Origin of the sequence: Kibdelosporangium aridum, from assembly GCF_900176515.1 — a bacterium.
Lineage (GTDB): Bacteria > Actinomycetota > Actinomycetes > Mycobacteriales > Pseudonocardiaceae > Kibdelosporangium > Kibdelosporangium aridum.
The window spans coordinates 581,507-607,660 of record NZ_FWXV01000006.1 but is presented as its reverse complement, the minus strand read 5'-3'; the positions used below and the strand labels follow the sequence as shown (position 1 = coordinate 607,660).

The following is a 26,154-nucleotide window of genomic DNA, read 5'->3' as shown; positions in this document are numbered from 1 at the left end:
CATGTCGTGGGTATCACCACCAGGGTAGTCGCGGGAAAATGTGCATGTGGCAAAGGCCAGTGTCTACATCTCAGTCGACGTCGAAGCCGACGGTCCGATTCCGGGTCCTTACTCGATGATCTCGCTGGGTGCGTGCGTCGCCGGGCGGCATGACGGCGACGTGTTCACCCCGGTGGATCCCGAGGTCCAGACGTTCTACCGGGAGCTAAGACCGATCAGCGACCAGTTCGTGCCCGAGGCGTTGGCGGTCAGCGGGCTGGACCGTGCCCTCCTGGTCAAATCGGGCGCCGAGCCCGCGGGCGCGATGCGGGACTTCGCGGCGTGGGTCAAGGAGGTCTCCGGGCCCGCGGCCGCGGTGTTCACCGCGTACCCGGCGAGCTTCGACTGGATGTTCACGTACTGGTACGTGATGCGCTTCACCGGGTCGAGCCCGTTCGGTCACTCCCGGTGCCTGGACATGAAGACGTATTTCGCCGCTCGGGCCGGGCGCCCGATCAGCGGGGTGGCCAAGGGGACCATGCCCAAGCGCTTGCTCTCGAATCGGAAGCACACGCACAACGCGCTGGACGACGCGATCGAGCAAGGTGAGATGTTCGGGAAGCTGATGACCGAGGAGTACTAGCCGCGAACTCGGTGTGCTGGAAAGTGCGTCTCGGGGTGCTGCAACGGTGGACACGGCGTGCTGGAGTGGTGGACACGCGGTGGGCATGAACGCTGAGAACCGCCCGGTAGGCCCTACCCCTCGATGGGCCAGCCGGGCGGTTCACGGTCCGAGCAAGCACCCGCGGTCACGGCCACCGCCCGGCCCCCGTCCGGACGGTTCCCTCCTGCTCCGTGTCCCCTCTCGCACCTGCCTCCTCGTGACAAGGACAAGACTGCCGCTCAACAGGGGTGTGCCGGCAGCGTGAAGGCCCCCGAATAGGGGTGCGTAGGACTACTCAACTGGTTCAGGTAATAGCCGCCAGGCGAACGGCTTCGGCCAGCTCCTGCCTGCTGGCGGCGGAGAACTCGCCGCCGTCGGCCGCCCGGATGCAGAACGAGTCGACGGCCGTGGCACCCAGAGTAGCGGCGCGGGCCCACAACACGTCGGCACCACATCGCTCCAGCGCTTCCGCGATGCGGTAAAGCAGTCCGATGCGGTCCGCGGCACGCAGTTCGAGCACGACCGCGCCCGGGTAGTCATTGCCTGCCTCGTCGTCGAACCAGAGCACTCGTGGCTCGGGCGCGTCCTGCGGCTGACCGCCGTAGTCACGTTCCTTGTCCGCCAGCCGGTCCGCGAGCTTCAACTTGCCGGACAGCGCCAGACCCATTTGCTCACGCAGCAATGACTCGTTGGGCAATGAGCCGAACCGTGGCGACGCGGTGAACACGTCGACCGCGATCCCGGCGTACGAGTCGACGCTCGCCGCGTGCACTTCCAGGGAGTTCAACGCGAGCACGCCCGCAGCCCTTGACAACAGACCCGGCCGGTCGGGAGCGAAGACCGTGATGGTCGCGACCCGGCCGGACGCTTCCACGTCGACGTCGTGTTTTCCTGACGCGGCAACGGCTTCCGCACGGGCCCGGTGTGGCGAGTCGAGCGGGTCGGGCCTGGGGATCGGCTCGCCCGCCATCGCGCGGCGGCTGTTGGCGACCAGATCGCCGATCAATGCGGCCTTCCACTCCGTCCACACGCCCGGACCGGTCGCCAATGAGTCGGCTTCGGCCAAGGCGTGCAACAGATCCAGCAACACCGAGTCGCCGCCGAGGGTTTCGGAGACCCGGACGATCGTGGCCTCGTCGGCGACGTCCCGCCGCGTCGCGGTGTCCGGCAACAGCAAGTGATGGCGGACCATCGCGGACAGCGTATCCACGTCCTGTTTGGACAGCCCGAGGCGTTCACCGACCTGATTGGCCAGTGCCGCACCGACTTCGGAGTGGTCGGCACGCCTGCCCTTGCCGATGTCGTGCAGCAGCGCACCGAGGAGCAGCAGGTCCGGCCGGGCGACCCGGGTGACGAGCCTGCTGGCGTGCGCTGTGGTCTGCACGAGATGACGGTCGACGGTCCACTTATGTGCCGCGTCCCGTGGCGGCAGGTCGCGGACCGCGCCCCACTCCGGGAACAGCCGAGCCCACAACCCCGTGCGGTCCAACGCCTCGATCACGTCGATAAGGCCGTCTCCCGCCCCCAGCAACGCGATCAGCTCGTCACGTGCCTGCACTGGCCACGGAGAACGAGGTTCGGGTGCTGTCTCGGCAAGCCGCTGCAAAGTCGCCGGCGAAATCGGGTTTCCAGTACGCGCCGCCGCTGCCGCGACCCGGAGCAGCAGCGCGGGATCACGGGTCGGCTCGGCGTCGCGAGCCAATGTGACCTCGTTGCCATGCAAGACAACGCCTTCGTCGAGCGGTCGACGTTCCGGCCCGCGTCTGAGCCTGCTGAGCACTCGGCGAGGTCCTTCGGAGGCGACCCCGCGCAAGGCGACATCGAGGGCGTACGCCACGGTCCGGCCCGCCCCGGATAGCGCACGGGCCAAGTCGAAACGATCGCCCTTGTCCAACGCGGCGGCGACGTCGTCGGCGTCCTGAGCACGCAGGACGTCGTTGGCGCGCCGGACGATCCGCCGGAACTCGGTCCGGACGTCCAGCAACAGCCGGTGCGCCTGGGTGAGTTCGTCGCTCGGCCGGTCGATCAGCTGGGCCGCGGCCAAGGCCCGCAACAGGCCCACATCCCGCAGGCCGCCACGGCCGTGCTTGAGATCCGGTTCGACCCAGTGGGCCACTTCCCCGCTGCGTTGCCAGCGTGCCCGCGCGTCCTCGGCCAGCGCCGGAACTCGTTTGCGGGCACCGGTCCGCCACCGGTCACGGGCGGAGACAGCCAGCCGCTCGGCGACTTGCTCATCCCCCGCGATCAACCGGACGTCCAGCAGGCCGACCGCTGTCCGCAAGTCGCTGGCGGCGACGTCAAGCGCCTCGCCGACGGTGCGGACCGAGTGGTCGAGGCCGATCCCCGAATTCCACAGTGGATACCACAGTTGCTCGGCCAGTTCAGTGACAGCACCGCTGCGGCCTTCATGAACCAACAGCAGATCGAGGTCGGCGTACGGCACGAGTTCCCTCCTGCCGAGACCGCCGACCGCGACCAGCGCGACCCCCTGGTCCGCGCCGATTCCGGCTTGGGCCGCGTGCGCGGTCAGCCAGAACTCGTGCAGATCGGTCAGTGCTTCGCGAAGCGCGTCGGGCGTGAGCCTGCGCTGGCCCGCGACCGGTTTGAGCAACCGGTCGCGGGCCTGCACGAGATCAGCAGCCGACGGGACTTCCCCCGCGGAATTCACAGTGCTGATTCCTAGAGGGCGTCAGTCCCACGTTCCCCGGTGCGCACCCGGACAATGGTGTCCACCGGCGTGACCCAGACCTTGCCGTCACCGATCTTGCCTGTCCGCGCCGCCTCCACGACGGCGTCGACCACCTTGTCCACGGCCGCGTCGTCGGTGAGGACCTCGATGCGCACCTTCTGCACGAAGTCCACCGCGTACTCGGCACCGCGGTAGACCTCGGTGTGGCCCTTCTGCCTGCCGTAGCCACGGACCTCGCTGACCGTCATGCCGAGCACACCCAACTGCTCGAGCGCTGCTTTGACGTCGTCAAGGGTGAACGGCTTGATGATCGCGGTTACGAGTTTCATGCCTTGCTCTCCTCAAGGGAAGCCGCGGAGTGTGCGCCAGTGGGCTTGACGGAGTTGCTCGACCCGCCGCCACCGCCCAAACCACCGAAGTCGTAGGCGCTCTCGGCGTGCAGCGCCTCATCGACACCGGAGACCTCGTCCTCCTTGGACGCCCGGAACCCGATGGTGACCTTGATCAGGAACCCGAGGATAAGGGTGACCACGAAGGAGTACGCCAGAACCGCGCCGGCAGCGACCGCCTGCTTACCCAGTTGGGCGAAGCCACCGCCGTAGAACAGACCGTCGGCGCCCGCGGAGTTCACCGAAGTGGTCGAGAACAGGCCGACCAGCAGGGTGCCGACCAGACCACCGACCAGGTGCACGCCGACGACGTCGAGCGAGTCGTCGAAGCCGAACTTGAACTTGAGGCTCACCGCGAGCGCACACAGCACACCGGCGATGACACCGATGGCCAACGCGCCAAGCGGGCTGACGAAACCGGCTGCCGGTGTGATCGCGACCAGACCGGCGACCGCACCGGACGCGGCGCCGAGGGTGGTCGGCTTGCCGTACTTGATCTGCTCGACGAGCAGCCAGCCGATGACCGCGGCGGCGGTGGCCACAGTCGTCGTGGTGAACGCGACGGCGGCGGTCTGGTTGGCGCCCAGGGCCGAACCGGCGTTGAAGCCGTACCAGCCGAACCACAGCAGGCTGGCGCCCAGCAACACGAACGGCACGTTGTGCGGACGGCCGGTCTCCCGCGGCCAGCCGGTCCGCTTGCCCAGCACGATCACCAGCGCGAGAGCGGCGGCACCGGCGTTGATGTGCACGGCCGTACCACCGGCGAAGTCCAACGCCTTGAGCTGGTTGGCGATCCAGCCGCCGACCACCGAACCGTCGGACGAGGAGAACGCGAAGACCCAGTGCGCCACCGGGAAGTAGACGATGGTCGCCCACAGCCCGGCGAAGATCGTCCACGCCCAGAACTTGGTCCGGTCGGCGATCGCACCGGAGATCAGGGCGACCGTGATGATCGCGAACATCAGCTGGAACATCACGAACGCGAGCACCGGGTACTGGTGACCAGCCGGATCCTCAGGGGTGGGGGCGGTACCGGAGACGGCACCGATCGTCCCTTCGAGCCCGACGTTGTCGAGGTTGCCCACCAGGCCGCCGAACGCGTCGTTGCCGAACGCGAACGAGTAGCCGTAGAGCACCCACAGAACTCCGACTACGCCAAGCGCGATGAAGTTCATCATGAGCATGTTGAGCACGCTCTTCGAGCGGACCATGCCGCCGTAGAAGAACGCGAGCCCTGGTGTCATCAACATGACCAGGGCGGCACTAGCCAGGATCCAGGCTGTGTCTCCTGCGTTCACATCGTCCTCCCGTGCTGTGTTTTGCTCCGGCAGGATCGATAAGCGGTGTTTCCTGAGATGGCACCGCGCGTTTCGCCGCTGTGAACTGTGCGACATGCATTGTTACGAGCGCGTTTCCTGCCTGGTCCCCATCTCTGTCGCGGTCGAATCGTTACCAATCGGACATCCCGCTTTGTCTGGCCGCTCACGGCTGGATAGCGTCATAGGACGATGAGCCGAGGTAGGAGCGACGAGAAGGCTGCCCAGCCGGTGGGTTTCCCACCGGTCGCGCTGGGCGCTTTGCGCTGCCCGCACTGCCAGTCGCCCTTCAGCCAGCATGGGCGGGCGCTGCGCTGCACGTCCGGGCACAGTTTCGACCAGGCCCGGCAGGGGTACGTGAACCTGATGGGCTCAGGGGTCGGCGACACCAAAGAGATGGTGACCGCCCGCGACGAGTTCCTCTCAGCGGGACATTACGCCCCGCTCGCCCGGCTGGTCGCCCACGAGGCCGCGCGTGACCTGCGGCGAGACGCCCTGGTTGTGGACGCGGGTACCGGTACGGGTTACTACCTTGCGGCGACATTGGCCCGGGCCCACGCGGCGACCGGACTGGGTATGGACACGTCAACAGCCGCCTTGCGCCGGGCAGCCCGCGCGTACCCGGGGATCGGCGCGGTGGCGTGGGATCTGTGGAAGCCGTGGCCGGTGCAGACCGGCGCGGCGGACGTGATCATGAACATCTTCGCGCCCCGGAACCTGATCGAGTGCCACCGGGTGCTGCGGCCGGACGGCACCCTCGTTGTCGTCACGCCGGACTCGACACACCTGTCGGAGCTACGCACGTACATCGACATGCTCGAGGTGGACGCGGACAAGCTGACCAGGCTCGACTCTTCGCTGCAGTCCCAGTTCTCGCTGACCGGGCGGCACGACTGCGAGATCGAACTGACGCTCGAGCCGGAGGACGTGCACCGGGTTGTCCACATGGGACCCAACGCGTATCACGTGCCGCCGTCGGCGTTGGCCGCTATCAGACGGACGTTGACGGTGACGGCGGCGTTCGTTGTTTCCGTCTACCGTAGAGAACCGTGATCGAAGTCCCGGGCACGGCCATCACGGACTCCGAGTGGTTACGTGCACAGCTTTCCTTGTCGGCGAAGCGTTATCCGTTGGGCGACCGCGTCGCGCTCGGGGTGCTGTGGTGGTACTCGGCCAGTTCTGTGTTGTTCGGTGCGGTCGTGGAGTCGCGGGATCCGGCCTTGAGTGCGCTGACGTTGGCGCTGGATCCGGAAGGCCGGGTGCGTGAGGCGCGTTCGCCGGTGTTCGACGGGGATCTGCCCGCCCGGACGCACGAGATGCTGACGACGGCCATCTCGTCGATCGCGGCGGTCAGTGGGGCGCGGGAACGGCAGCTGTGGGCGATTGCCGCGGACTCTTTGGCGACCCGCCTGCTGTGGGCGGGCAAGACGTCGCAGGCCGCTGATTTCGCGGCAATGATCGGGCCGGAGTTGCCGGCGCCGCGGTACGTCGAGGTCAAGGGGCAGGAATTCGTCAGGCGGGTGTCGTGCTGCCTGATCTACACCGCCGTGGACGAGGACAAGTGCACGAGTTGTCCCAGGCAGAAGCCGGCTGAGCGACTGGAGCGGCTCTCCCGCTTGGTGGGATGACCGTCCCGCGACAGCTACGGTGTGCCTTGTGAGTGAACGGACATGGGGTTTCCGGACGCGGGCATTGCACGCCGGTGGGTCTCCTGACCCGGCCACCGGGGCCCGTGCCGTACCGATCTACCAGTCGACGAGCTTCGTCTTCGAGGACACGACCGACGCGGCGAACCTTTTCGCATTGCAGAAGTACGGCAACATCTACAGCCGGATCGGTAACCCGACCGTGGCCGCGTTCGAGGAGCGGATCGCCAGCCTCGAAGGCGGGATCGGGGCCGTGGCCACCGCCAGCGGGCAGGCCGCCGAATTCCTCACGTTCACCGCGTTGGCCGAGGCAGGCGACCACATCGTCTCCGCCAGCGGCCTCTACGGCGGCACAGTTACCCAGCTCGACGGGACCTTGCGGCGCTTGGGTATCTCCACGACCTTTGTCGACGGTGAGGTCGAGGACTACGCGGCCGTGATCACCGACCGGACCAAACTGATCTACACCGAGGTGATCGGCAACCCGTCCGGCACCATCGCCGACCTCGAAGGCCTCGGCGCACTGGCAAGGGAACACGGGATCCCGCTGGTCGTCGATGCGACACTGGCGACCCCGTATCTCTGCCGTCCGTTGGAACATGGCGCCGACATCGTGCTGCACTCGGCCACGAAATTCCTTGGCGGACATGGCACGACCCTCGGTGGCGTGGTCGTGGAGTCCGGGCGGTTCGACTGGGGCAACGGCAACTTCCCGCGGATGACCGAGGTCGTGCCTTCTTATGGCGGGTTGAAGTACTGGGAGAACTTCGGCGAATACGCCTTCTGCACCCGCTTGCGGGCCGAGCAACTGCGTGACATCGGTGCCGTGCTCTCACCACATTCGGCTTTCCTGCTGCTGCAAGGTGTCGAGACGTTGCCGCAGCGGATGGATGAGCACGTCTCGAACGCCAGGAAAGTGGCGGAATGGCTGTCGCAGGACGACCGTGTCGCCTGGGTCGGCTACGCGGGCCTGCCGTCGCACCCGCATCACGCCAGGTCGCAGCGCTACCTGCCGCAAGGGCCGGGCGCGGTGTTCTCGTTCGGGGTCAAGGGCGGCCGGGAAGCGGGCCAGAAGTTCGTCGAGTCCGTGGAGTTGTTGAGCCACTTGGCCAACGTCGGCGACGCCCGCAGCCTCGTGATCCACCCCGCCTCCACGACGCACCAGCAGCTGTCGGAAGAGCAGCTCGCCTCGGCCGGCGTTGGCGCGGACCTGATCCGGCTGTCGGTCGGGCTTGAGGACATCGACGACATCCTGTGGGACATCGACCAGGCACTCGCACAGGCGGTGAAGGCATGAGCGAGCTTGCGAGCGAATCATTCAACACAGCGCCCGGCTCATGCCACACGGGTGGCCACGGCGAGGAGAAGGCATGAGCTGGGAAGGGCCTTCGGCTGCGCGCCGACGCGCGATCCTCTTGGACACCAAGCGAGTCGCGCTGGTCGGCGCGTCAGCCAATACCGCACGGCCTAGCTATTTCGTTGCCACCTACCTGTTGTCCTCCACAAAGTACGAGATCTACTTCGTCAATCCCCGCCTCGACTCCCTGCTGGGCGAACCGGTCTACCCGTCACTCGCCGACCTGCCGAAACCGCCGGATCTGGTCTCGGTGTTCCGCAAGCACGACGACCTTCCTGGCGTGGCCGAGGAGGTCATCGACGCCGGTGCTCGAACGCTCTGGCTGCAGCTCGGCCTGTGGCACGAGCCCGTCGCCCAGCGGGCCGAAGAGGCCGGGCTGAACGTCGTGATGAACCGCTGCGTGAAGATCGAGCACGCCCGGTTCGCGGGCGGCCTGCACCTCGCGGGATTCGACACCGGCGTCATTTCCTCGCGCCGCAACAAGTTCCGCTGACTCAGCCCTTGTGGGCCTTTGCCGCAGCGAAACAGAACACGCCGTACGCGGCGAATCCCAGCGCGACGACGAACAGCAGGATCGAGCCGAACGTCTGAGCCTGCAGGGTCTTCAGCGCGCCGTCCAGGCCTTGCGCCTGACCGGGGTCCGCGTTGATCGCGGCGATGCCGACCAGGAGCCCGATGATTCCGTATGCCACGCCTTTGGCGCAGTGACCGACAACGCCGAGCGGCTCAGCCGGTTTCGGCAGCTGCGCGCGGTCAAGATCCTCCATGAACTTCTTCTTCACGCCACGGCGGATGGCCGCCACTGCCACACCGAGGATGATCAGCGCGAGAATCCCGACCAGGACCCTGCCGAAAGGCTGGGCCATCAGCTTGGCCGTCCACTCCTGGGTGGACTGGTTGCTCGAACCGCCGCCGCCCGATCCAGTGGCCAGCTCAATGGTGTAGATGCCGATCGCGGCGGCGACGAACGCACGGGATCCCGCACCGAACTTGCGGAGGAACCGTTGCTTGCCCTCTTCGACCCAGGTGTACCCGTTGAAGATCATCAGAATCTGCCAGAGCGCGTACGCCAGCAAGCCAACGGCCAAACCCCATAACAGCACTGGGCCGACAGGCGATTCGGCGAGTGAACTGACCGCGCCCTTCTGGTCGGCTTGCTCCGACTGGCCGAACACGACTTGGAGGGCGAGCCACGCCACGAGCAGGTGCACAACGCCGTAACAGACCATCCCGAACCGGCCAAGCATCTGCGTTGCCTTGCGGGCACGAACGTCAACCACGAGGACCAACTCCCTTCGCCAAGGGATTGACAGCCGCGGCGACGCGCAAACTACGGCAACCGGTCTTCCCAGCGGGAGACCAGCAGGCCACGGCCTTCGTCGGTCAGCGAACCCCACAGCCGCAACCGGGCCATACCGCCGTCGGGGAACACGTCCAAGCGGGCCTGCGTGGCTTCGTACTCCTCGGTCACGCGGAAAAGGTGACGCGTGTCGGGCTGCAGGCGTTCCCGGCTGAGCAGTTGCTTCCACTCGCCGGAGGCGTCCGCGCAGCTGACCGTCGCCCAGCCGGGCGCGTTTCCCTTGAAATGACTGGTGTCCAGTTCGACCAGCCGGATGATTCCCTTGGCCGCGAGGCGCAACGACACCCAGTCGTTGCCGTCGTCCCTGCGCCGCGCGGTTTCCCAGCCCTCGCCCATCACCGCTGCCGGTCCCGGCGCGATCAGGTTGTTCGGTGACGAGTAGAACTTGTTGCTGCAGTCGGCGATTTCCGCGCCGTTCTCCAGCGCCGCCAGGTCGAGGTGGTCGAAGTTCAGGAACCTCGGGTCGGCGACGGGTGATCCGTGCACGCGCAGCCGGGCGACGCCGCCGTCGGGGTAAATCGTCAACCGGACATGTGTGTAGCGGCGGGAATCCGTGACCTCGAACAGGTTCTTGGTGTCACCGTCCAGCGGGGACTTCGGCAGGACGGTGGTCCACCCGGTCAGCTCCTCGGGGCTCGGGTACCCGTCGGCGCTGCACGCTTCGACCGACGCGAACGGCGGGTAGTTGCCGGTGAAGAACGCCGTGTCGATCACCACGCCCTTGATCACGCCGGGCATACCGAGCCGGACAACCGCCTGGTCAACGCCGGATTCGCGGCGACGGCGGGTCTCCCAGCCGTCGTAGACCTGTCCTTTGTGGCCGAACGTGTACGGCTGGAAGACCGGCTCGCTCGCTTTGATCAGGTTCTCGCGTTCGGCGAACAGCTCGTCGTTCGCCCACACCACCGCGCCGCCGAACCTGCGGTTGGCCAGGTCAGGGCTGTCCTGAAAGCTCACGCATCCTCCCGGCCCAACAGGTCGCCGTGCATTTCCTCGCCGGTGACCTTGATACCGCGCAGCCACGTCGACACAACTCGACCCGCGAGCGGCATGCCGTGATACGCCGTCACCGGGTTGCGGTGGTAAAGCTGCTCGGCCTGCACGACAAACGCCTCATCCGGCGCGAACACGCAGAAGTCGGCGTCGTAGCCCGGCGCGATCTGGCCCTTGTGCTGCATGCCCGCCAAGTCGGCTGGCCGGTGGGCCATCCACTCGGCCACGTCGAACATCGTGAAGCCGCGGCGGCGGGCCTGCGTCCACACCGCGGGCAGGCCGACCTGCAGGCCCGCGATCCCGCCCCACGCGTCACCGAAGTCGCCGGTGTCGAACCGCTTGAGCTCGACCGTGCACGGTGAGTGGTCGCTGACGATGAAGTCGATCACGCCGTCGGCCAGGCCCTGCCACAGCGCCTCCCGGTTGGCCGCGTCGCGGATCGGCGGGCAGCATTTGAACTGCGTCGCGCCGTCCGGGATCTCCTCGGCCACGAACGTGAGGTAGTGCGGGCACGTCTCGACGGTCAGGTCGAGCCCTTCGTCCCTGGCCTCGGCGATCATCGGCAAGGCGCTCGCCGACGCCAGGTGCAGGATGTGCGCCCGCGCGCCGGTCTTGCGGGTCAGCTCGATCACCTTGGCGATCGCGGTGTTCTCGGCCTCGTCCGGGCGGGACGCCAGGAAGTCGGCGTACCTGCGGCCGGTCGGCTTCGTGATCGAATGCCCGTCCTCGGCGTGCACGATCATCAGCCCGTTGAAGCGGTTCATCGCGCTCAACGCGGCCTCGAACTGGGCGAAGGTCAGGTGGCCGAACTCGTCCACACCGGAGTGCAGCAGGAAGCTCTTGAAGCCGAACACCCCGGCTTCGTGCATGGGCCGCAGCTGCTCGATGTTGCCGGGCACGGCGCCGCCCCAGAAGCCCACGTCGATGTGTAACCGGCCTTCCGCCGTCTTGCGCTTGACCTCGAGGGCGTCCACGTCGATGGTCGGCGGGAGGCTGTTGAGCGGCATGTCGAGCATGGTCGTGATGCCACCGGCCGCGGCGGCGCGGGTGGCGGTCTTGAAGCCCTCCCACTCGGTCCTGCCGGGGTCGTTGACGTGCACGTGGGTGTCCACGAGGCCGGGAAGCAGCACCTGGTTCGCGCCGAGCTCGATCACCCGGTCGGCGTCAAGAGCGCTGTTCAACGGTTCGACGGCGACGATGCGCCCCTCCCGCACGCCAACGGTCCCCTCGGTCTCGCCAGCCGAGGTGATCATCCTGCGGGCCCGGAACACCAGGTCCAGCACCTGCCACCCTCTTTCCGCTTCGCGCTTTTCCGCTTCGTGAAACAGGATCGCGGGCTAATGTGGGCCCGTGCCTGCCGTCAACCTGCGCCTATTCAACTCGGCCCCGGCCGAAGAGCTTCGTCCGATGCTGAGAGATTGTCTCGCGGTGCCTCGTTGGGCCGACGAGGTGCTCGCCATGCGACCGTTCGCCGACCGTGCGACATTACTGTCCGTGGCCTTCTCCCGGGCAAGCGAGCTGAGCAATGACGAGCTCCACCAGGCGATGGCCGCGCATCCTCGAATAGGTGAGCGACGCGACGGCGACGCTTGGTCACAGGCGGAGCAATCCGGGGTTGACCAGTCCTTGGGATCGCGCCTCGCTTCGGCGAACGAGCGGTACGAGGAACGATTCGGGCATATCTACCTGGTTTTCGCTTCGGGCCGAAGTGGTGAGGAGCTGCTGGCGATCCTGGAGGAGCGCCTGGGCAACTCGCCCGCCGACGAACTGCGGATCGTGAACGGCGAGCTGGCCAAGATCGCATTGCGCCGGTTGGAGCAGTTGGTTGTCTAGCGCGGTGACGACGCACGTCCTGGACGCGGCTCTGGGCCGCCCAGCGGCCGGTGTTCCCGTGCGCCTGGAGTCCGCTGACGGTGTCGTGGCTTCCGGGGTCACCGATTCGGATGGACGGTTGCGCACCTTGGGGCCTTCCTCGCTGGCCCCGGGCGTCTACCGGCTGGTGTTCGACATCGCGGCCTACCACGGCCCGGAGGCGTTCTACCCGACGATCACCGTGGAGTTCCGGTTTGCCGAGGGGCACTACCACGTGCCGATCCTGCTGAGCCCGTTCGCGTATTCGACCTATCGAGGGAGCTGAGTTGGCGTACAGCCTGGGGCCGAACCAGTACGGCAAGGCCGAGGTCCGCATGGTCACGGTGACGCGCTCGGGCTCGACCCATTCGCTGCAGGACCTCACGGTGAGTACGTCACTGCGCGGGTCGTTGGAGGCGACGCACCTGACTGGTGACAACAGCGACGTCGTGGCGACGGATACGCAGAAGAACACCGTGTTCGCGTTCGCCAAAGAGGAGCCGGTCGGGGAGATCGAGGATTTCGCTCTGCGGCTCGGGCGGCACTTCGTTTCGTCGTTCTCTCAGATCACCGGTGCGCGGGTGCTGATCGACTCGCACGGGTGGGATCGGATCAACCAGCATTCCTTCGCCCGCGGCTCCTCCGAGGTCCGTACGACGGCTGTGACGGTGTCGGGCGATCAGCACTGGGTCGTGTCCGGTCTCCGGGATCTTGTGGTGCTGAAGACCACCGGTTCGGAGTTCCACGGATATCCGAAGGACAAGTACACGACGCTGCCAGAGACCACGGATCGGATCCTGGCGACGGCGGTGACGGCTCGGTGGCGCTACCAGGGCGCCGCGCTTGATTGGTCAGCCAGTTTCTCCGCGATCCGTTCGATCTTGCTGACGACCTTCGCGGAGAAGCACAGTTTGTCGTTGCAGCAGACGCTTTACGCGATGGGCGCGGCCGTGGTGGAGACTCGGCCGGAGGTCGCCGAGATCCGGCTGTCCATGCCGAACAAGCACCACTTCGTTGTCGATTTATCTCCTTTTGGGCTGGAGAACGACAACGAGGTCTTCTATGCGGCGGACCGGCCGTACGGGTTGATCGAGGGCAGCGTGATCCGGGACGACGCGGAGGACGAAGGCGACGCCTGGTACAGCCTGCCGATGTTCTAACGGAAGGCTTCCAGCCGAAAGACCAGGTCCGGACGTTTGCGCTCGATGGCGGTCATGTCGATGCCCGCGACGACCTCTTCGAGGACCGGTCCAAGGTGGTCGGAGCGTCGCTCTGCCATGCGTAACCAGGCATCGAGGACGTACTCGGGGATTTCGCGCAAGGCCCGTTTTTGATCCCAGCTACCGCAGAGCCGTTCGGTCAGCGCGGAGTCGTCCTCGCCCTTGCCGATCCGCTCACAGATCAGGATCCAGGTGCCAACGTTGGAGGTGATCTGCGGAAGGTCCGTGAATTCAAGAACGTCGAACATGCCCACTCGTGTCCGAAGGATGTCGATCAGTGCGCGGGTCAGCAGCCGGCCCTGGCCCTCGGTCGATCTGAACGGCAAGTACGCCGCTATCGAGTTGAGAGTGTGGATCTCCGTGCTCGCGGGATCCAGCAGCAAGGTCAGCAGTGCGTGCGCACTCGACAGCCCTTCACGATTTCCCGGCAGTATGAGTGTGCCGATAGCGGCCGGAACCATGTCGGCCAGCGGCGCGATGGTGTGGCTGATCACATCGCCCCATGGCCCGCACAAGAAGTTGGCTTCCTGCCGGAATCGCTCGGCGAAGTCGGACTCGATGACCCTGAAACCTTCCCGGCCGAACACCCACGACAGGTCGACCGGCGGGATGGTCGGAGTCGGCCCGATGGAGATGCTCAGATCGCGCTTGTCGCCCTGCCAGAACCGAGTGAGCTGGAGCGTGTCCAACAGTGACATCCACTCCGCCTCGGCCAACTGCGACTGCCACAGCACGGCAAAGCCGTGCCAGAACAAATAGGTGTCGGCCCCCTTCAGCATCAGCTCGCGAGCGGTGACTACACCCTTTACCACAGTGATGAGCAGAACCAGGTTCAGGCTGTAGTGGGCATATCGTGCGGCCGGTGACTGCTCGAACGGCACGTATTCGGTGAGCGCCTGGTTCGCTCGCGGCTGATGGACTGTCTGGAACAAGCCGATCAGCAGTTCGGCCAGAGCAGCGCGCTCCTCTATCGCCAACTCTCCCGACATGTCCTTCAGGAACTCGATGACCGGGGTGCGTGCACACAACGGCGCGAACGACAGCAGCGCGTAAAGCTCTGTGTCGTCAACGGCCCCTGCGAATGTCCGATGCCGATGGCTTTCCACCGCGAGCATGTTCTTCAGGATCTGCCAAGTCGCCCTGGCCACCAGATACTCACCGAAGGTCGCGTGCAGGAACTCGTAAGTCCTCAGTGTCCTTTCATCGCGGACCGCCTGTGCCCGTTGTACGAAGAAGAACCGGCCCAGGACAGCCTCGCCCGCGCCGAGTGGCTCTCGATTGCCTGCCCTGACTGGGTTGCGCGGTAGCAATGCCGCCATGTCCTTGTCCAGGTCCTGCTCGGAAACCCATTGCGTGCCGCGGTTGAACATCGCGAAGGCCACAATGGACAGTCTTTGCAGTTCGGCCTCTACGTCTCCGCCACCACCCTTGGCGACTTCCCTGAGAGCAAAGGTGGTCAGGAGCCGTTCGTACAATTCGGCTTCGCGGATCTGGCGGCTGGTGTGTTGCAGGGCATTGTCATCCGCGTCGTACAACGCCAGCATCAACAACAGCAGCGGTTGCTCACCGAGGTCCGGGTACCGTGCGACGGTCCCGCCGGTCAGCGGCTTGAGGCTTGATGTCCGGAAATACTGGGCGTTGACCCGGTTCCAGACGCGCAGCCACCGGTCGATCTGCTCGGGCTTGAACGGCGCGAGCCGCAACACCGCAGTGTCCTTCGGGGTGACCGCGCGATCGGCAACGCTGATCCTGCTGGTCACCACGAACGCCACCGGGCGCCCTAACTCCGCGCTGTCCTGCTGGAAACGGGCGATCTTGGTCAGGTAGTCGGTTTGGCTGACGCCGGTGGCTTGCAGCAGTTCGTCGAAGCCGTCGAGGAGCACCACGGGCAGCGCCGCGCCTGCCGATCGCGTCAACGTCGGCCAGCTGACCTGTTCTTGGAGTAGCTCGCGCAGGCCGTACTCGATCTGCTCGCGGATGTCCGCCTCGGTCGGCGTGGTCCGCAACTCCACGCGCAGGACCAGGAAGTCGCTGGCCGGCAGGCGTGCCGCGAGGACCTTCGTGAGCACTGACTTCCCTGAGCCGGGGTCGCCCAAGACCAGCAGCGGCCGCTCGGTGGCTTTGGGCGACGTCAGGTAGCCCGCGAGAAATCGATGGATGTCCTGGCGGACCGGTTTGTCGTCCCACCAGGATTTGCTGGCGAACGCGGTGTTGGCGCCCGCGTCACAGACCTGGTAGTACGGGTCGACGTAGCACTCGGCGAGCGTAGGCACCGAGACCGTCTGACTTGGCTCGATGATCGGGTGGTTGAGCACGGCCTGGTATTTGCGGGCCAACTCGGCACGCCGTTCGGTGGGTGAGTCGCCAATCGGCACAAGGGCTTCCTCGAGCCGCGCCAACGCCGTTCCCATGGAACGCAGTTCGTGCGACTGCCGCCAGTACGCGACTTCCGGAAAGTCCGCGGTCAACTGGAGGAACAGCTCTTCGTACCGGCGCACGGCCTTCGCGGGCAGGTCGTTTCCGATGAGGTCGTGCAGTCTGTCCTGCTGCGTCGCGTTGAGCGTGTCCCAGATCGCCAACTGGTTCACCGTCTTGCGAAGATCCTTCGCGAATTCGGCGTACCAGGAGGTCAGCTCGTCGGTGTAGCGATCATGCGGAAGTGCCGGGCCGGGCACCGGGACGGCTGCATACAGCATTTCGTCGCCGTAGACCGTGGGGCTGGGCAGTCCCGTCCCCTTCTGCTTGGTGGGCCCAAGATCCTTGGTGGTCAGCGGGAACTCAAGCTCGTCGAACGCCTCGAAGAACGCGACCAGCACGATCACGGTGTGCGCAGCGTGCAGGCGTTGCGTGCGGTCGTAACGGGACAGCTTGCGCCCGGAGACCTTGGTTGCCAGGTCGTGTGAGAGGCGGATGAACTCGGCTTTCGCGTCGAACCAGCCGAGCAGTCCCCAGAGGTCCACCCCGGATCCGGCGAGCAACGCGCCGCCCAGCAGCTTGTCAAGCGCCCCAACGATCTTGTTTTCCTTGGCGCCCAGCAACTTCACCGCGTCCGCGTAGCTCAACATCGCCATCCGGCAATCCTGCACCATGCTGGCCGAAGTCGTCCGCAGGGAGGACGGGCGTCGATCTCGGGACCGAGGCGCGACAAGCCCAGAGCTGGCACTGTGGGGAGCATGTCGCTACTTACGAAAACGCTAGCCGCGGGGGTGGTGAGCGCCGCTGTCCTGGTCGCGGCGCCGGTCAGCGCTTCGGCCGAAGCGAAGGTGACGTTCTCGATCCCGTCGCCGACGGGTCGCTACCAGGTGGGGACCACGGATCTGCACCTCGTCGACCACACCAGACCGGATCCCTGGAAACCGGATCGCAAGCGGGAACTCATGGTCAGCGTCTGGTATCCCGCCAAGGACACCAGGCACTATCCCCGGCAGCAATGGCTGCCGAACGGCATTGTCCCCGCCGTCGAGACTTTCGCCGAGCAGGCGGGGATCCCCAAGGGGTCCGTTGATTGGACGGCCGCCAGGACTTCCGGGCACGTCAACGCGCCCGTCAAGCACGGCAAGTGGCCGGTCATCCTCTACTCTCCGGGCTTTGGCGGGCCACGGTCTGTCGGGTCCGTTCTCGTTCAGGAGTTGGCGTCACGCGGCAATGTCGTCGTCACGATCGACCACACCTTCGAGACTCCTGTCGAATTCCCCGGTGGCCGCGTCGAACCTCCGGTGACGATCTCCGAAGCGGAGATGGGCAAGGCACTGCAAGCACGCGTCGGCGACACTCGCTTTGTCCTGGACCAGCTCGCCCGCAAGGGAGTGAACCTCGACAAGGTCGGCATGTTCGGCCATTCGTACGGCGGCTTCACCGCCGGCGAGACCATGCTGCACGACCGCCGGATCGACGCGGGCATCAACATGGACGGCTCGATGTTCCCTGATTTCGGTGACGTCGCCGAGCGTGGCCTCGACCGGCCGTTCATGCTGCTGGGCGGGCAATTCCCCGACCCGGAGACCGGCGTGCTGAAGGACCATTCACCGTTCACGGACCTCGACCCGTCCTGGGGCCTGTTCTGGGCCAACCAGAAAGGGCCGAAGGAGTCCTTCGTACTGGAAGGCGGACGCCACCACAACTTCTCCGACCTGCAGGTGGTGCTTCCGCAGCTGGTCAAGCCGTTGGGCCTGCCGGCCGACCAGTTCGAACAGTTCATCGGCACGGTCGATCCGGACCGGGGGCTGAAAATCCAGTACCGGGTCATCCCCCAGTTCTTCGGCCGGTTCCTCTAGTAGTCCACGCGATCCGGCTTGGCCAGCCACGCGGAGAACGGCTCGAAATTCTCCTCGGAACCGGAACGCAACGAATACACGGGCAACGGCCACGTCTCCCGTGGCCGGCCGAACAAATCGTGGAAGGCGCGGTCGTCAAAGCCTGCCTTGGCTGCGTCATCACGGTCCGCGCCGTAAATCACCCGGTCGAGCCGTGCCCACAGCGATGCCGCAAGGCACAGTGGGCACGGTTCGCACGACGAGACCAGGACGCATCCGGACAGCTTGAAATCCCCGATTGCCTTGCACGCGTTGCGAATCGCGACGACTTCGGCGTGCGCGGTCGGATCGAGGGTCGGCGTCACCTGGTTCGTACCGGTCGCGATCACCTCACCGTCGCGCAGCACGATCGCGCCGAACGGGCCGCCGCCGGACGCGACGTTCTCGGTGGCCAGGCGGACCGCCTTGGCCAGCCATTCTTCTTCCATCAGAGGGTCTCCGTGATGTGTTCTGGCCGGACGGGCACACGGGTCAACGCCTTGCCTGTCGCGGCTCGGACAGCGGCCACGATGGCCGGGGTTGAGGAGATCGTCGGTGGCTCGCCGACTCCGCGAAGTCCGTAGGGCGCATGGGGATCCGGGCGTTCGAGGACGTCGATGACCATCGGCGGCATGTCGAGCACGGTCGGGATCAGGTAGTCGGTGAACGATGGATTGCGGATCTTCCCGTCCGCCAGCTGGATCTCCTCCATCACTGCCAGCCCGAGGCCCTGCGCCGTCCCGCCGTGGATCTGGCCGAGCACCGCGTCCGGGTTGATCGCCTTGCCGACGTCCTGGGCACACGCCAGCTCGACCACTTTCACCAAGCCGAGTTCCACGTCGACGTCGACAACGGCCCGGTGTGCGGCGAAGGCGTACTGCACGTGGGCATCGCCTTGGCCAGTCTCCGCGTCGATCCGATAAGTCGGGCGGTGCCGCCATTCCACGGTCTCGTCGATCACGTCCGTGCCCAGCACTTCGACGATCTTACTGCTGTCCAGCGGCAAGTCGGCGTGTCCGATGCGTTTGAACAAAGCGGTTCGGACGGCATCGCAGGCCGCTCGCAGCGCACCGCCGGTGACATACGTCTGGCGGGAGGCGGATGTCGAGCCCGCGTCGCCGATCGACGTGTCCATCGGCTCGATGGTCACGACATCAACACCCAGCTCAGAGCGGGTGATCTGCTGCAGGACCGTCACCAGGCCCTGGCCCACCTCCACCGCCGCCGTGTGCACGGACGCCACGGCTTCCCCACCGATCACGGACAACCGCACCCGGACGGTCGAGTAATCGTCGAAGCTGTCGGAAAAACCGACGTTCTTGATGCCGACCCCATAGCCGATACCGCGAACAACGCCCTCGCCATGGGTGGTGTTCGATACGCCGCCTGGCATGTCGGTCAAGTCGGTTCCCGTCGCAGGCAACGGTTTGTCGCGGACCAAAGCCAGCAACTCGGCCACGGGCGCAGGCGAGTCTACGAGCTGTCCCGTCGGCATGATGCTGCCTTCGCTCATCGCGTTGCGGATCCGCAGCTCGACCGGATCCAGTCCAAGGGCAGCAGCGAGCTTGTCCATTTGCGACTCGTAAGCGAAAGCCGCTTGCACGGCACCGAAGCCGCGCATCGCGCCACAAGGCGGGTTGTTGGTGTAGACGCCCCAGCAGTCCATGGTCACGCTGGGAACGTCGTACGGCCCCATTCCCAACGTGGCCGCGTTCGCCACGACCGCGCCGGTGCTTGAGGCGTACGCGCCGCCGTCCAGGTAGATCCGGGACTTGACGTAGACGATCTTTCCGTCCCGAGTGGCGCCGTGTTCGTAGTACATCCGCGCGGGGTGCCGGTGCACGTGCCCGTAGAAGGACTCCTCGCGGTTGTAGACCATCTTCACCGGTTTTCCGGTGTGCAGCGCCAGCATGCAGGCGTGGACCTGCATCGACAGGTCTTCCCGGCCGCCGAACGCCCCGCCGACACCGGACAACGTCAGCCGGACCTTGTCCAGCGGCAACCCCAGCGCGACGGCGACCTGTCGCTGGTCCACGTGCAGCCATTGAGTCGCGATGTACAGGTCGATCGAGCCGTCCTCGGCGGGCACCGCGAGCCCCGACTCCGGTCCGAGGAAGGCCTGGTCCTGCATGCCGACTTCGTACTCGCCGGTGACGACCACGTCCGCGACGGCGTCCTGCGGGCCGCGCCGGATCTTCACGTGCCGCACGACATTTCCATGCGGGTGCAAGGGTTCCGCACGGCCATGCGCCGCGTCCTCGGTGTCCACGACCGGCGGGAGCACCTCGTACGTGACCTCGATCCGTTTGATCGCGCGCCGAGCCGTCTCGGGATGGTCCGCAGCCACCACCGCCACAGGTTCGCCCTGGTAGCGGACCACGTCGACGGCCAACACAGGCTGGTCTGCGTGTTCGAGGCCGTAGATATTGGTTCCCGGCACGTCCTCATGCGTCAAAACCGCGTAGACACCCGGCACCTTCAGCGCCTCAGCAATGTCGATGGAAACGATCCGCGCGTGCGGGTGCGGGCTGCGCAAAGTGGCGCCCCACAACATGTCCTCATGCCACAGGTCCGAGGAGTACGCGAACTCACCGCGAGCCTTCAACGCGCCGTCGGGGCGCTGAGCGTTCGTTCCGATACCACCCTGCGTGGCGACAGTCGTGGTCATGACTGCGCCGCCATTCTGACGGCGTCCAGGATCTTCTCGTAACCCGTGCAGCGACAAAGGTTCCCGGCCAGTGCCTCGCGGATCTCGGGGTCCGTGGGATGTGGTGTCCTGGCCAGCAGGTCATGCGCGGCAACCACAAGACCAGGTGTGCAGAATCCACACTGGACGGCACCAGCATCCACAAAGGCCTGCTGGACCCGGTCGAGCTGATCACCGGATGCCAGCCCTTCGACCGTCTGAACCGAACGACCCTCGGCCTGACCGGCCGCGACGAGACACGAACACACTGGCGTACCGTCCATGTACACCGTGCACGAGCCGCATTCGCCCTGTTCGCAGGCGTTCTTGGAGCCGGGCAAACCCATTCGCTCTCGCAGCACGTAAAGCAGCGATTCACCGGGCCAGACGTCGTCGACCTGACGCGCTTCGCCGTTCACGGTGAAGTTCACGCGCATGACCGTTCTCCTTCGCGATACGCGTCCCACGCCCAGCCGAGCGTCCGCCGCGCCAGCACCGCCAGCGCGTGCTTCCGGTACGCCGCACTGCCCCGGACGTCGTCGATCGGTGACGCCTCCGCCGAAACGAGCTCTCCGAAGCGTTGCTTGACCGAGTCCAGCAACGGCCGTGGCTGAGCGAAGTCCAGTTCCGCGGCCAGGAATTCCTCTGCTTGCCGGGCGCGGCGCGGGGTCGGCGCGGCCGAGCCGATCGCGGCGCCGACCCGGGCGTCCGCGTGCAGGCTGATCGCGAACGAACACACCGCGATCACCATCGCGTTGCGCGTCCCGACTTTGGCGAACTGCTGCGGGCCCGAGGCGCGAGGCAGCCGGATCGCGGTGATCAGTTCGTCCGGCTGCAAAGCATTGCGTTTCACGCCAAGGTAGAACTCGTCCGCTGGGATCGTCCGGGTGCCACGGACAGACGCGACCTCAACGACAGCGTCACATGCCAGCAACACTGGATGCGTGTCCCCGGCGGGTGAAGCGGCGCCAAGGTTGCCGCCGACCGTGCCCCGGTTGCGGATCTGTGGCGATCCGACAGTCCGGGACGCGATCGCCAGACCAGGCAGATCGGTGCCCAGCTCGTTGATCAGCCGGGTGTACGGCAACGCGGCGCCGATCGTGACCAGAGCGCCGTCCCGTGACCAGTCGGCCAGTTCAGGCACGCGCGTCAAGTCCAGCAGCGCGGGTGGACGGCGGTGGTCGAAGTTCAGCTCGACCATCACGTCCGTGCCACCCGCGATCGGCACCGCGTCCGGCACAGCCGCTTTCATCCGCAAGGCCTCGCCGAGGCTCTCAGGACGCAGGAAATCCACGCCACACCTCCAAGCCTCCAGCTTGCCCTAACTGGCGGCCCTCCTGTGATACGCGCGCAGCACGTCCAAGTGAAGTCCAGTCGCCTGGGTGATCTCCTCGGCCGTGGCCGCGCCACAGTCCACGCTACGCAACAATGACGCCGAAAGCGCTTGCGCGGTCGCCGGTTCGTCCAGAACCCCACCGCTGTCAGCACTGTTGGCGCGCGCGGCGTAAGCGGCCAGTCGCCGAGCGTCACTTTCCAGGCTTTCCCGGTAGTACCCGAACACGGCGGCGTACCGGGAGACCAGTTGGGCAGGGTGCATATCCCACCCCTGGAAGAAACCGTGCTCCAAGGATCGCCTGACCAGTCCGTAGTGGACGCGCCACGCGGCGAGCACCTGGGCGGTGTCGCCGACTGGCAACACATTGCTCGACCCGTCGGACAACCGCACACCAGTCCCGGCCGCGGACACCTGCATCACGTGCCGCGCGAAGTCGGCCGCGTGGTGCGCGAGGTTCTGCTGAGCCGCGCCAAGCCCGACGGCGGCGGTGTAGTCGTACGTCCCGTAGTGCAGGCCGACCACGCGTTGCCCGCCGGCGGTGATGAAGGCCGGGATGGCCAGTTTTCCTTCGCTATCCACAATGGACTGCGTGGTCTCCACCTGGATCTCGAACGTCAGCGAGCCGGTCGGCCAGCCGAGCCGTTGCTCGAGCACCTCCAGCAGTTCGGCGAAGACCTCGACCTGCTCGGCCGCGGTGACCTTGGGGAACGTGATCACGAAGCCGGGCGGCAGGTCGCGGAGGGTCTCCAGGAAGATGTCCAGCGTCCGGATGGCACGGTCGCGCAGCGCGGGCGTGTCGAACGACTTGATCCGCAGGCCGGACGAGTACGGCGCGATCCCTTCGGCATGCCAGCGGACCAGGCAGCCCGCCGCGTAGCGGGCGTCGTCGTCCTCGGTCGACGGCGCGCCGTAGCCGTCTTCGAAGTCGATCCGCAGGTCCTCGACCGGTTCCCGGGCCAGTTTGGCCTTGACCCGCTCGGTCAGGTCCTTGGACAGGTCGAAGCCGTGCTCCGTCATTGCCGCAAGCGCTTGCTCGCCCCACTCACGCGGGGTGGACGGGCCGATCTGGGACGCGGGCACGTAGCACGTGTGCACCGGCTGGCGCCCGCCACGGCCGCCGGGATAACGCGCCGCCCGCCGCCGGTCCACTTCAGACAGACGAGCGGTGAGCGACGCGATCGTGGGTCCGTCGAGCAGCATCAGTCGATCTTCGCGTACGCGGGCAGGGTCAGGAAGTCCACGAAATCGTCGGCCAGCGCGACCTGGTCGAACAGTTCCACGGCGGCGTCGAGGTGCGGCAGGCCGTCCAGCTCCTTGCGCGTCTCGGCGAGCACGTCGCGAACCAGGTCAGCGGTCACGGTCGCGCCGTTGTCGAGCACGACCTCGTTGCGGACCCACTGCCAGACCTGGGCACGGGAGATCTCCGCGGTCGCGGCGTCCTCCATGAGGTTGTGGATCGCCGCAGCACCGTTGCCGCCCAGCCAGGAGGCGATGTAGCGGACACCCACGTCGACGGCGGCGCGCAGCCCGGCCTCGGTCGCGGCCCCTGGCGTCGCGGCGACGTTGAGCAGGTCGTCCGCGGTCACCGAGACCTCGTCGCGGGACTTGTCGAGCTGGTTGGGCTTGTCACCCAGCACGCCGTCGAAGATCTCCTGGCAGACCGAGACGAGGTCGGGGTGCGCGACCCACGAGCCGTCGAACCCGTCGCCTGCCTCGCGGCTCTTGTCGTCCCGGACCTTGTCCAGCGCCTTGGCGGTGACCTCGGGGTCACGGCGGTTCGGGATGAACGCGGCCATGCCGCCCATCGCGAACGCGCCTCGCTTGTGGCACGTACGCACCAGAAGCTCGGTGTACGCCCGCATGAACGGTGCGGTCATGGTGACCGAGTTGCGGTCCGGCAGCACGAAGCTCGCGCCCGCGTCCCGGAAGTACTTGATCACGCTGAACAGGTAGTCCCAGCGGCCCGCGTTCAGGCCGGAGGCGTGGTCGCGCAGTTCGTAGAGGATCTCCTCCATCTCGAACGCGGCCGGGATGGTCTCGATCAGCACAGTCGCGCGGATGGTGCCGTGCGGGATGCCCAGTTCGCGCTGCGCGTGCGTGAACACGTCGTTCCACAGCCGCGCCTCAAGATGGCTCTCCATCTTGGGCAGGTAGAAGTACGGCCCACTGCCGCGGTCCAGCAGCTCTTTCGCGTTGTGGAAGAAGTACAGGCCGAAGTCGACGAGGGCACCGACGGCCGGCTTGCCCTCGAACTCGAGGTGCCGCTCGTCCAGGTGCCAGCCACGCGGGCGCATCACGATCGTCGCGTGCTTGCCCGGCTTGAGCTTGTACTCCTTGCCTTCGGGCGTGGTCAGCTCGATGGTCTCGCGGACGGCGTCGTACAGGTTGACCTGGCCGCTGATCACGTTGTCCCAGTGCGGGGTGTTGGCGTCCTCGAGGTCGGCCAGCCAGACCTTGGCGCCCGAGTTGAGGGCGTTGATCGCCATCTTGCGCTCGGTCGGGCCGGTGATCTCGACCCGGCGGTCGGTCAGGTCGGCCGGAGCCGGGGCAACGCGCCACTGCGCTGAACGGATTTCCGCGGTCTCGGCAAGGAAGTCCAGGCGCCCGGTCCGGGCGGCTTCCGCACGCCGTTCGGCCCGCTTGACCAGCAGTTCGTCTCGTCGGGCACCGAACGCGCTGTGCAGTCCGGCGAGGAACTCGCGGGCCGCAGGCGTCAGGATCCGATCAGAATCGGACAAGGGATGACTCCTTTCTTTCTGCGTTACGGACTATAATTTTTGGATAGCGGAACTTCAACGTGACGGGAGGCGGCATTGGCCCCAGGGACCAACGGCGGCGTGCAGTCGCTGCAACGCGCCTTCGACCTGCTGGAAGGCTTGGCTGACGCGGGCGGCGAAGCCAGCCTGTCCGAGCTGGCGGCGACGTCCGGGCTGCCCATGCCCACCATCCACCGGCTGATCAGAACCCTGGTCACGCTCGGCTACGTCCGTCAGCACCCCAACCGACGCTACGCGCTGGGCTCACGCCTGATCCGCCTGGGCGAGAACGCCGGGCGCCAGTTCGGCACGTGGGCACGGCCCCTGCTGGCCGAACTGGTCGACGAGGTCGGCGAGACGGCGAACCTGGCCGTACTCGAACACGACGAGGTGGTGTACGTCGCACAGGCGCCGTCGCGGCACTCGATGCGGATGTTCACCGAAGTCGGCCGCCGCCTGCTGCCGCACGGCACCGGCGTCGGCAAGGCGATGCTGTCCCAGATGCCCCAGCAGGACGTCCGGGAACTGCTCAAGCGCACCGGGATGCCCGCGTACACGCCGAACACGTTCCGGGACCCGGATCTGCTGCTGATGCACCTCGCCGAGATCGCCAACCGCGGCTACGCCATCGACGAGAGCGAGCAGGAGCTTGGCGTCCGGTGCATCGCCGTGCCCGTCAAGGGAACGCCGAGCCCCGCCGCGATCTCCATCTCCGGTCCGGAGGGACGGCTGACCGACGAGATCGTCCAGAAGGTCGCGCCGGTCGTGCAACGGGTCGCCGAGGCGATTTCCGACACCTTGCACGCCCGCAGCACCGGCTGATTCCCCGCGGAAGTCCGTACCATCGGACGCGGGGGGATCACATGGATGTCGTCGAAGCTGGGTTGCTGGGCGTGCGGGCCGCGGTGTCACAACTGGCCCGGCGGGAGACACCGCTGAGATTCACGATCTACCCGATGGTCCACCTGGCCGAGCCGGCGTTCTACGCGGAGGTGTCCCGGCGGCTGCGTGACCACGACCTGATCGTCGCCGAGGGCATCAACGGCCCGGCCGGCTCGCACTCCACAGCGTCCCGGCTGACCCAGGCATACCGGCTGGCCTCCGCCTCAGAGCGGCTCGGGCTCGTCGGGCAGACCCGTGCGGTGTACGAAGTCGGCGTGCCGATCCTCTGGGCGGACATGTCCGGCGCCGAATTCGCTGACAAGTGGCGCAAGCTGCCGCTGGTGGAGCGAGCGGTCGCCAACGTCGCCGCTCCCCTGACCGGCCTGTACCTCCGCACGTTCGGCACGCGCGAAGCGCTGGCACGCCAGCTGGCCACCGACGACGACACCGACATCGACGAGTGGCGCCCCGAACTGGGCCTGGACCGGCTGATCAAAGACGACCGCGACGCCCTGTTGATCCAGGCGGTGACCAAGATCTGCGAGGAACGACAGGACGAGCACATCGACGTCGCGATCGTCTACGGCGCCGCGCACGTCCCTCCGCTCGTGGCCTATCTGATGACCGCGCTTGGCTACGTCGTGATCGACGCGGAATGGGTCACCATCTTCGACTATTGACGGCCTCCGCGGCGACGGCCCGATGTCACACGCGCACCCCGGAACTGGTGAAGGAACT

At 66.6% G+C, this 26,154-nt stretch carries 24 protein-coding genes; 11 read left to right on the top strand and 13 right to left on the bottom strand.

Going from position 1 to position 26,154, the window contains the following annotated elements; genetic code table 11:
• The first annotated feature begins 46 nt into the window (after positions 1-46).
• Positions 47-622: a 3'-5' exonuclease gene (locus tag B9C43_RS33240; protein ID WP_200825800.1), complete on the top strand. Its 576-nt coding sequence runs from the start codon at positions 47-49 to the stop codon at positions 620-622.
• A gap of 325 nt (positions 623-947) precedes the next feature.
• Here B9C43_RS33240 and B9C43_RS33235 read toward each other — a convergent pair whose 3' ends face one another.
• The 3 genes from B9C43_RS33235 to B9C43_RS33225 are packed head-to-tail and all read right to left on the bottom strand — an operon-like array spanning position 948 to position 4,971.
• Positions 948-3,311, bottom strand: a complete 2,364-nt coding sequence (locus B9C43_RS33235) for a [protein-PII] uridylyltransferase (protein ID WP_084430732.1) — start codon at positions 3,309-3,311, stop codon at positions 948-950.
• An 11-nt stretch (positions 3,312-3,322) separates the two neighbouring features.
• Entirely contained in the window at positions 3,323-3,661 is a 339-nt protein-coding gene (locus tag B9C43_RS33230) for a P-II family nitrogen regulator (RefSeq protein WP_033392613.1), read from the bottom strand.
• The gene (locus B9C43_RS33225; RefSeq protein WP_407657143.1) at positions 3,658-4,971 is read right to left on the bottom strand and encodes an ammonium transporter; all 1,314 of its coding nucleotides are present in this window, start codon (positions 4,969-4,971) and stop codon (positions 3,658-3,660) included. Before B9C43_RS33225 ends, B9C43_RS33230 begins: the two co-directional genes overlap by 4 nt.
• A 258-nt stretch (positions 4,972-5,229) precedes the next feature.
• On the opposite strand from B9C43_RS33225, the gene B9C43_RS33220 reads away from it, so the two are divergent.
• The 4 genes from B9C43_RS33220 (at position 5,230) to B9C43_RS33205 (ending at position 8,533) form a co-directional block, all read left to right on the top strand.
• Positions 5,230-6,090 (top strand): putative RNA methyltransferase, encoded by an 861-nt coding sequence (locus tag B9C43_RS33220; RefSeq protein ID WP_084430730.1) that lies wholly within the window; start codon positions 5,230-5,232, stop codon positions 6,088-6,090.
• Positions 6,087-6,665, top strand: a complete 579-nt coding sequence (locus B9C43_RS33215) for a (2Fe-2S)-binding protein (RefSeq protein WP_033392610.1) — start codon at positions 6,087-6,089, stop codon at positions 6,663-6,665. The genes B9C43_RS33220 and B9C43_RS33215 overlap by 4 nt, the downstream gene beginning before the upstream one ends.
• 28 nt (positions 6,666-6,693) lie before the next feature.
• Entirely contained in the window at positions 6,694-7,980 is a 1,287-nt protein-coding gene (locus B9C43_RS33210; RefSeq protein WP_084430729.1) for an O-acetylhomoserine aminocarboxypropyltransferase/cysteine synthase family protein, read from the top strand.
• A 73-nt stretch (positions 7,981-8,053) separates the two neighbouring features.
• Entirely contained in the window at positions 8,054-8,533 is a 480-nt protein-coding gene (locus B9C43_RS33205; protein WP_033392608.1) for a CoA-binding protein, read from the top strand.
• 1 nt (position 8,534) lies between these two features.
• Here the strand turns inward: B9C43_RS33205 and B9C43_RS33200 are convergent, their stop codons facing one another.
• From B9C43_RS33200 to allB, 3 genes are read right to left on the bottom strand one after another with little or no spacing between them, the layout of a single operon-like run.
• A complete protein-coding gene (locus B9C43_RS33200) occupies positions 8,535-9,320 on the bottom strand; it encodes a DUF1206 domain-containing protein (RefSeq protein ID WP_033392607.1) in 786 nt (261 codons plus the stop codon).
• Between the two features lie 50 nt (positions 9,321-9,370).
• Positions 9,371-10,357 carry an allantoicase gene (alc, locus tag B9C43_RS33195; protein ID WP_084430728.1) on the bottom strand — a complete coding sequence of 329 codons (987 nt, stop codon included), beginning with the start codon at positions 10,355-10,357 and terminating at the stop codon, positions 9,371-9,373.
• The gene (gene allB / locus B9C43_RS33190; RefSeq protein WP_084430813.1) at positions 10,354-11,673 is read right to left on the bottom strand and encodes an allantoinase AllB; all 1,320 of its coding nucleotides are present in this window, start codon (positions 11,671-11,673) and stop codon (positions 10,354-10,356) included. Before allB ends, alc begins: the two co-directional genes overlap by 4 nt.
• Positions 11,674-11,743: 70 nt before the next feature.
• Between allB and uraD the strand changes: the two genes are divergently transcribed.
• Genes uraD through pucL form a run of 3 tightly spaced genes read left to right on the top strand, consistent with a single transcriptional unit; the run spans position 11,744 to position 13,404 of the window.
• A complete protein-coding gene (uraD, locus tag B9C43_RS33185) occupies positions 11,744-12,226 on the top strand; it encodes a 2-oxo-4-hydroxy-4-carboxy-5-ureidoimidazoline decarboxylase (RefSeq protein ID WP_033392601.1) in 483 nt (160 codons plus the stop codon).
• A gap of 4 nt (positions 12,227-12,230) precedes the next feature.
• Positions 12,231-12,530: a hydroxyisourate hydrolase gene (uraH, locus tag B9C43_RS33180; protein ID WP_033392600.1), complete on the top strand. Its 300-nt coding sequence runs from the start codon at positions 12,231-12,233 to the stop codon at positions 12,528-12,530.
• Between the two features lies 1 nt (position 12,531).
• Positions 12,532-13,404, top strand: a complete 873-nt coding sequence (pucL, locus tag B9C43_RS33175; RefSeq protein ID WP_084430727.1) for a factor-independent urate hydroxylase — start codon at positions 12,532-12,534, stop codon at positions 13,402-13,404.
• Here the strand turns inward: pucL and B9C43_RS33170 are convergent.
• Positions 13,401-16,535: an NACHT domain-containing protein gene (locus tag B9C43_RS33170; RefSeq protein WP_084430726.1), complete on the bottom strand. Its 3,135-nt coding sequence runs from the start codon at positions 16,533-16,535 to the stop codon at positions 13,401-13,403. The two genes, pucL and B9C43_RS33170, sit on opposite strands and share 4 nt — an antisense overlap.
• Before the next feature lie 102 nt (positions 16,536-16,637).
• On the opposite strand from B9C43_RS33170, the gene B9C43_RS33165 reads away from it, so the two are divergent.
• The gene (locus tag B9C43_RS33165; protein ID WP_084430725.1) at positions 16,638-17,738 is read left to right on the top strand and encodes an alpha/beta hydrolase family protein; all 1,101 of its coding nucleotides are present in this window, start codon (positions 16,638-16,640) and stop codon (positions 17,736-17,738) included.
• Here B9C43_RS33165 and B9C43_RS33160 read toward each other — a convergent pair.
• Genes B9C43_RS33160 through aceB form a run of 6 tightly spaced genes read right to left on the bottom strand, consistent with a single transcriptional unit; the run spans position 17,735 to position 24,516 of the window.
• Entirely contained in the window at positions 17,735-18,205 is a 471-nt protein-coding gene (locus B9C43_RS33160) for a nucleoside deaminase (RefSeq protein WP_033392598.1), read from the bottom strand. The genes B9C43_RS33165 and B9C43_RS33160 overlap by 4 nt on opposite strands.
• Positions 18,205-20,424, bottom strand: coding sequence for a xanthine dehydrogenase family protein molybdopterin-binding subunit (locus B9C43_RS33155; protein WP_084430724.1), 2,220 nt, complete (start codon positions 20,422-20,424; stop codon positions 18,205-18,207). The genes B9C43_RS33160 and B9C43_RS33155 overlap by 1 nt, the downstream gene beginning before the upstream one ends.
• Positions 20,421-20,879 carry a (2Fe-2S)-binding protein gene (locus B9C43_RS33150; protein ID WP_033392596.1) on the bottom strand — a complete coding sequence of 153 codons (459 nt, stop codon included), beginning with the start codon at positions 20,877-20,879 and terminating at the stop codon, positions 20,421-20,423. Before B9C43_RS33150 ends, B9C43_RS33155 begins: the two co-directional genes overlap by 4 nt.
• The gene (locus tag B9C43_RS33145; RefSeq protein WP_084430723.1) at positions 20,870-21,736 is read right to left on the bottom strand and encodes an FAD binding domain-containing protein; all 867 of its coding nucleotides are present in this window, start codon (positions 21,734-21,736) and stop codon (positions 20,870-20,872) included. Before B9C43_RS33145 ends, B9C43_RS33150 begins: the two co-directional genes overlap by 10 nt.
• A gap of 27 nt (positions 21,737-21,763) precedes the next feature.
• Positions 21,764-22,978: a DUF6986 family protein gene (locus tag B9C43_RS33140; RefSeq protein ID WP_084430722.1), complete on the bottom strand. Its 1,215-nt coding sequence runs from the start codon at positions 22,976-22,978 to the stop codon at positions 21,764-21,766.
• Complete coding sequence (gene aceB, locus B9C43_RS33135) at positions 22,978-24,516, bottom strand: malate synthase A (protein ID WP_084430721.1); 1,539 nt, start codon at positions 24,514-24,516, stop codon at positions 22,978-22,980. Before aceB ends, B9C43_RS33140 begins: the two co-directional genes overlap by 1 nt.
• 75 nt (positions 24,517-24,591) lie before the next feature.
• On the opposite strand from aceB, the gene B9C43_RS33130 reads away from it, so the two are divergent.
• Positions 24,592-25,356, top strand: coding sequence for an IclR family transcriptional regulator (locus tag B9C43_RS33130; RefSeq protein WP_033392592.1), 765 nt, complete (start codon positions 24,592-24,594; stop codon positions 25,354-25,356).
• 41 nt (positions 25,357-25,397) lie between these two features.
• On the top strand, positions 25,398-26,096 hold the full coding sequence (locus B9C43_RS33125; RefSeq protein WP_084430720.1) for a hypothetical protein: 699 nt from the start codon (positions 25,398-25,400) through the stop codon (positions 26,094-26,096).
• The last annotated feature ends 58 nt before the right edge of the window (positions 26,097-26,154 follow it).

What these genes read in the sequence shown, in the direction of transcription:
- B9C43_RS33230 (WP_033392613.1), bottom strand. Translation starts at nt 3,661, where the DNA reads ATGAAACTCGTAACCGCGATCATCAAGCCGTTCACCCTTGACGACGTC.
- B9C43_RS33225 (WP_407657143.1), bottom strand. Translation starts at nt 4,971, where the DNA reads ATGTTGATGACACCAGGGCTCGCGTTCTTCTACGGCGGCATGGTCCGC.
- B9C43_RS33220 (WP_084430730.1), top strand. Translation starts at nt 5,230, where the DNA reads ATGAGCCGAGGTAGGAGCGACGAGAAGGCTGCCCAGCCGGTGGGTTTC.
- B9C43_RS33205 (WP_033392608.1), top strand. Translation starts at nt 8,054, where the DNA reads ATGAGCTGGGAAGGGCCTTCGGCTGCGCGCCGACGCGCGATCCTCTTG.
- B9C43_RS33170 (WP_084430726.1), bottom strand. Translation starts at nt 16,535, where the DNA reads ATGGCGATGTTGAGCTACGCGGACGCGGTGAAGTTGCTGGGCGCCAAG.
- B9C43_RS33165 (WP_084430725.1), top strand. Translation starts at nt 16,638, where the DNA reads ATGTCGCTACTTACGAAAACGCTAGCCGCGGGGGTGGTGAGCGCCGCT.
- B9C43_RS33160 (WP_033392598.1), bottom strand. Translation starts at nt 18,205, where the DNA reads ATGGAAGAAGAATGGCTGGCCAAGGCGGTCCGCCTGGCCACCGAGAAC.
- B9C43_RS33155 (WP_084430724.1), bottom strand. Translation starts at nt 20,424, where the DNA reads ATGACCACGACTGTCGCCACGCAGGGTGGTATCGGAACGAACGCTCAG.
- B9C43_RS33150 (WP_033392596.1), bottom strand. Translation starts at nt 20,879, where the DNA reads ATGCGCGTGAACTTCACCGTGAACGGCGAAGCGCGTCAGGTCGACGAC.
- B9C43_RS33140 (WP_084430722.1), bottom strand. Translation starts at nt 22,978, where the DNA reads ATGCTGCTCGACGGACCCACGATCGCGTCGCTCACCGCTCGTCTGTCT.
- B9C43_RS33125 (WP_084430720.1), top strand. Translation starts at nt 25,398, where the DNA reads ATGGATGTCGTCGAAGCTGGGTTGCTGGGCGTGCGGGCCGCGGTGTCA.